The sequence below is a fragment of the Candidatus Symbiopectobacterium sp. NZEC135 genome (assembly GCF_025962695.1).
Genome location: NZ_JAGFPF010000956.1, coordinates 1 through 816 on the forward strand (window position 1 = coordinate 1; position 816 = coordinate 816).

1 protein-coding gene is annotated in these 816 nt (G+C 57.1%); it reads right to left on the reverse strand.

Annotated features, from left to right (window positions below):
• The coding region (locus J5224_RS31705) for a protein adenylyltransferase SelO family protein (RefSeq protein WP_264628945.1) at nucleotides 1-816 on the reverse strand (816 nt) is incomplete at both ends.

The window sequence follows — 816 nt, forward strand, 5'->3', positions numbered from 1 at the left end:
ATCGCTCTGCGTCTCCAGCGCCAGCCGTGCACGATAGTCGCGAAACCAGGCGTCAAACGTCACCCGGTCGATAAACAGGTCGCGCAGTGGCGAATCGGCGCTCTGCACTTCGGTGTCACTCAGCAGGCGGAAGGTGCGGGTATAGTCGCTGCGCTCACGCGCCATCAAATTCAGCAACCCCACCAGCAGATCGTTATCGCTGGCATCGGTATCGAAAAAACCCAGCTTGGCGCGCATCAGTTGGCCAAAATGCGCCATCAGGGCCGGTTCATAGCAACCCAGTGCGGTTTCCAGTGATTCCACTGACAACAACCCCGAGAGTGCCTGCGCTAAGCGATGCAAATTCCACAGCGCCACCGCAGGCTGGTTATCAAACGCATAACGACCGTTGTAATCGGAGTGATTGCAGACAAAGTCAGGTTGATAGTCATCCATAAAACCGTAGGGACCATAATCAAACGTCAGGCCCAGGATCGACATATTGTCGGTGTTCATCACGCCGTGGGCGAACCCCACAGCCTGCCAATGGGCGACCATGCGCGCCGTGCGTTCGACAACATCGGTAAACCACAGCGAGTAGCGCTGTTCGTCGTGCTGCCACTGCGGCCAGTGGTGTGTGATGGCGAAATCAGCCAGTTTTTTCACCTGCTCCGGCTGACGCGCATAATAAAAATGCTCAAAATGGCCGAAACGCAGATGGCTTTCGGCAACACGCATCAGCATCGCGCCCCGCTCCTGCCGTTCGCGCTGAACGGGTTCATCGCTGGTAACGATCGCCAAGGCGCGCGTAGTAGGAATGCCCAGATGATGCAGTGC